General features: G+C 68.5%; 5 protein-coding genes. 3 read left to right on the forward strand and 2 right to left on the reverse strand.

Going from position 1 to position 3,898, the window contains the following annotated elements; genetic code table 11:
- Positions 1-230, reverse strand: a 230-nt coding sequence (locus KZA10_RS09305; protein ID WP_218682721.1) for an asparaginase, incomplete at its 3' end; no start/stop codon positions are given.
- Between the two features lie 67 nt (positions 231-297).
- On the opposite strand from KZA10_RS09305, the gene KZA10_RS09310 reads away from it, so the two are divergent.
- On the forward strand, positions 298-792 hold the full coding sequence (locus KZA10_RS09310; protein WP_141386397.1) for an OsmC family protein: 495 nt from the start codon (positions 298-300) through the stop codon (positions 790-792).
- A 72-nt stretch (positions 793-864) separates the two neighbouring features.
- On the opposite strand, the gene KZA10_RS09315 is transcribed toward KZA10_RS09310, so the two are convergent.
- A complete protein-coding gene (locus tag KZA10_RS09315; RefSeq protein WP_017830981.1) occupies positions 865-1,662 on the reverse strand; it encodes a 1-acyl-sn-glycerol-3-phosphate acyltransferase in 798 nt (265 codons plus the stop codon).
- A 123-nt stretch (positions 1,663-1,785) separates the two neighbouring features.
- On the opposite strand from KZA10_RS09315, the gene KZA10_RS09320 reads away from it, so the two are divergent.
- Both KZA10_RS09320 and dxr read left to right on the forward strand, forming a co-directional pair.
- Positions 1,786-2,748 (forward strand): FKBP-type peptidyl-prolyl cis-trans isomerase, encoded by a 963-nt coding sequence (locus KZA10_RS09320; protein ID WP_055868848.1) that lies wholly within the window; start codon positions 1,786-1,788, stop codon positions 2,746-2,748.
- A gap of 37 nt (positions 2,749-2,785) precedes the next feature.
- Positions 2,786-3,868: a 1-deoxy-D-xylulose-5-phosphate reductoisomerase gene (gene dxr / locus KZA10_RS09325; RefSeq protein WP_218682722.1), complete on the forward strand. Its 1,083-nt coding sequence runs from the start codon at positions 2,786-2,788 to the stop codon at positions 3,866-3,868.
- The last annotated feature ends 30 nt before the right edge of the window (positions 3,869-3,898 follow it).

Consider the following 3,898-nt stretch of genomic DNA (forward strand, 5'->3'; position numbering starts at 1 on the left):
GCCAGCTGCTCGCCCTCGAGCACCGCGCCTGCAGTGATGCAGGCGATGGCCTGCAGGGGCTTGAGGCTGGAGCGCGGCAGGATCAGCGCATCGGCATTGCCGTGACGGGCGACGACGTCGCCGTCGGGCGAGAGCACGACGGCCGCACCGGCGTGGCGGGATTCGACGAATCCGCTCCTCTCGACGACGGCGAGTTCCACGGAATCCTGAACGGTGAGAGTCTCCAGCACCCGTCAACTCTAGCCCGGGGTGTGCGGCGTCTCGCGTCGTGTCGGAGGAGCCTGACAGACTGATCCCATGGCAGAGACGACCTCGCGCACTCTCGGCGAACACCACTATGCGCTCACCGCGACGTGGACCGGCAATACCGGCACCGGAACCACCGGCTACCGTGACTACCGCCGAGACGTGACGATCGAGGTCGGCGGAAAGCCCGATCTGCTCGCCTCAGCGGACAAGCCCTTTCGCGGTGACCCCTCCAGATGGAATCCGGAAGACCTTCTGCTGGCATCCCTCTCCGAGTGTCACCTGCTGTCGTACCTGCACGCGTGTGTCACTGTCGGCGTCGTCGTGGTGTCCTACCGTGACCGCGCGAGCGGAGTGATGCGCGAAGACGGCGCAGGCGGCGGCGCGTTCGTGGAGGCGCTGCTGCGCCCAGAGGTCGTCGTCGCCGAGGCTTCGATGATAGAGGCCGCCGAGCGCGCGCACGCTCAGGCGAACGAGTGGTGTTTCATCGCGAATTCGATGAACTTCCCGGTGCGTCACCAGGCGACGGTCAGCGCTCTCGCCTGACCGCGCGCTCTCGCCTGACCACGCGCTCTCGCCCGACCACGCGCTCGCACCTGACCACGCGCTCTCGCCGCGTCAGCGACGTTCGTGCGGTAGAGCCTGCTTGATTTTCTCGATCGTGCCCTGCGCAGGTGCCTCGTTGTACGCGCCCGCGAGCTCCTGGCCGGAGAGCCCGTGGATCGCGGCCATGATCTGATCCGTGGCGAGTCGACGCGCCCGTCCGCTGGTCGCCGGACCGTGCGGGGAAAGGTCGAGCGGTTCGCCGAAGCGCACCGTGATGCGCTCTTTGAGCGTGGGCATCTTCGCCCCCACCGGCATCACCTTGTCGGTGCCGATCAGACCGACCGGGACCACGGGTGCGCCGGTCTGGAGCGCGAGGAACGCGACGCCCGTGCGGCCCTTGTACAGCCGGCCGTCGGTGGAGCGGGTGCCCTCCGGGTACAGCGCTACGGCGAGTCCCTCGTCGAGGAGCTGGCGTTGCAGGTCGAGGGCATCCAGGGCGGCCTGTCCGGCGCCGCGGCGCACCGGAATCGCGCCGATCGACTCGAAGAACGTCTTGCTCATCCAGCCCTTGAAGCCGGTGCCCTCGAAGTACGTCGACTTCGCCAGGAAGTGCACCGGACGGGGTGCGGCGACCGGGATCGCGATCGAGTCGATGAAGGACAGGTGATTGCTCGCGAAGATGACGGGACCGCTCAGGGGGACGTTCTCGCGCCCTTCGATCCGGGGCCGGTACACCAGTCGAGCGAGAGGGGTGATGAGGCTGCGGCCGAGCGTGTAGGCGAACCCGGCGTGACGCGGCTTCGTCGTCTCCTCTGACGAGGCTTCCTCCGGTGACGAGGATTCGGGCTCGACGGACTGCTCAGAGGTCATCAGAGCAGATTACTCCCGGATCCATGCCAGCGTGGGAATGAAGACTTGCGCCGCGCCTCCCAGCGCGAGCAAAGGGGTATGAGGCAGGATGGAGTTTCCTGCCCGCGATCCCGAGGTCTCACTGTGCGCAAGCGTCCGCTCATCGTTCTGTCCACCGTCGCCGCGGCGACCCTTCTGCTGGCGGGCTGTGCCGGTGGCGCTGCGCCGGAGAGCTCCGGCACGCCTTCGCCGACCGCGTCCAGCGGATGTCTGCTGAACGCGCAGCCCGGTGCGACGTCCGACGCGGTCGTCGTCGACGGCGAAGGCCTCGACGCGAAGGTCACCGTCCCCGCGGACGCGCCGTTCGCCGACGTGGAGCGCACGATCATCTCCAAGGGCGACGGCGACGAGGTCGTCGCGAACGACCTCGTGGGCGTGAAGTTCCAGATCATCGAAGCCGCGACGGGTGAGATCGTCGACTCCTCGGCTCGCAGCGACGGAGGGGAAGCCTCCGTCCTCCTCGACCAGAACAACGCTTCACTGTTCATCGCAGCACTCGAGTGCCAGCCCCTCGGCACCCAGGTGGTCCTGGCGCTTCCCGGCAAGGTCTTCGGCGACGGCGGCACAGCCAAGGTCGTCTACGCCGAAGCGGTCGAGCAGCTCCCGGAGGTAGCGACGGGAACGCCGGTCGACCCGACCCCGGGCATGCCGACCGTCAAGCTCGACGACAAGGGCGCCCCGACCGTGACGATCCCGGACGGCGAGGCGCCGACCGAGACCAAGGTCGCCGTCCTCAAGCAGGGCGACGGCGCGACGGTCGCCTCGGGCGATCTCGTCGTCGTGCAGTACCTCGGCGTCAAGTGGTCCGACGGCACGGAGTTCGACTCCAGCTGGAGCCGTGACGCCGCCCCGGCGCAGTTCCAGACCACCGGGGTCGTCGCAGGCTTCCAGAAGGCTCTCGAGGGCCAGCAGGTCGGCTCTCAGGTCATCGTCGTGATGCCGCCGTCCGACGGTTACGGCGCGAGCGAGGGACATGAGCTCCAGAAGGAGAGCCTCGTGTTCGTCGTCGACATCCTCGCCACGACCCCGGTCCAGCAGCAGCAGTAACCGCGGGGAAGCCGTGGGCGTGACCTAGGCTGGCGTTATGCGTCGCGTCATCGTCCTCGGCTCCACCGGCTCCATCGGCACCCAGGCACTGGATGTGATCCGGGCCAACCCTCGTCGATTCGAGCTGGTCGGTCTCGCCGCCGGTTCGAACGCCGAGATGCTGGAGGCACAGGCCGCGCAGTTCCAGGTCGAGTCCACCGCTCTCGGAGCCGTCGAGGCCGAGCAGCTCGTCCGCGATGTCGAAGCCGACGTGGTGCTCAACGCCATCACCGGCTCGATCGGGCTCGGCTCGACCCTCGCGGCGCTGAAGGCGGGCCGCACACTCGCCCTCGCGAACAAGGAGTCCCTCATCGTGGGCGGCGACCTCGTGCTCGCCGCGGCAGCTCCCGGTCAGATCGTCCCTGTGGACTCCGAGCACTCCGCGCTCGCGCAGGCGCTGCTCGCCGGCACTCACGCAGAGGTGCGGCGGCTCGTGGTGACGGCATCCGGCGGTCCGTTCCGCGGACGCAGCCGCACGGAACTGACCCAGGTCACCCCGGCGGAGGCGCTCGCGCACCCCACGTGGGACATGGGGCGCATGGTCACGACGAACTCCGCGACCCTGGTGAACAAGGGACTCGAGGTGATCGAGGCGCACCTGCTCTTCGACATCGCGTATGACGACATCGACGTCGTCGTACATCCGCAGTCGATCGTGCACTCGATGGTCGAGTTCATCGACGGCTCCACGATCGCTCAGGCCTCGCCGCCCGACATGCGCCTGCCGATCTCTCTCGGTCTGGACTGGCCGCACCGTGTCGGCGGTGTCGGACGACCGCTGGACTGGTCGTCCGCCACCTCCTGGACCTTCGAGCCGCTCGATGCAGAGGCCTTCCCGTCCGTGGCGCTGGCGAAAGCCGTCGGACGCGCGGGCGGTACGTTCCCCGCCGTCTACAACGCGGCCAACGAGCAGGCCGTCGACGCGTTCCATGAGGGACAGCTCTCGTTCCTCGGCATCGTCGACACGATCGCCCGTGTCATCGACGCGCATGATGCGCCGGACGCGCTCACGGTCGAAACTCTTGCCGCGGCCGAATCCTGGGCGCGTGCGACCGCCGACCGCATGATCGCGGCCGTCTGAGGAGTCCGCCAGGGCGCTTCACCGCCCTGG

It is taken from the genome of Microbacterium sp. BF1 (assembly GCF_019279095.1).
Lineage (GTDB): Bacteria > Actinomycetota > Actinomycetes > Actinomycetales > Microbacteriaceae > Microbacterium > Microbacterium maritypicum.

Bases quoted from the DNA above. Each gene is read 5' to 3' on its own strand.
- KZA10_RS09310 (WP_141386397.1), top strand. From the start codon at position 298: ATGGCAGAGACGACCTCGCGCACTCTCGGCGAACACCACTATGCGCTC.
- KZA10_RS09315 (WP_017830981.1), bottom strand. From the start codon at position 1,662: ATGACCTCTGAGCAGTCCGTCGAGCCCGAATCCTCGTCACCGGAGGAA.
- dxr (WP_218682722.1), top strand. From the start codon at position 2,786: ATGCGTCGCGTCATCGTCCTCGGCTCCACCGGCTCCATCGGCACCCAG.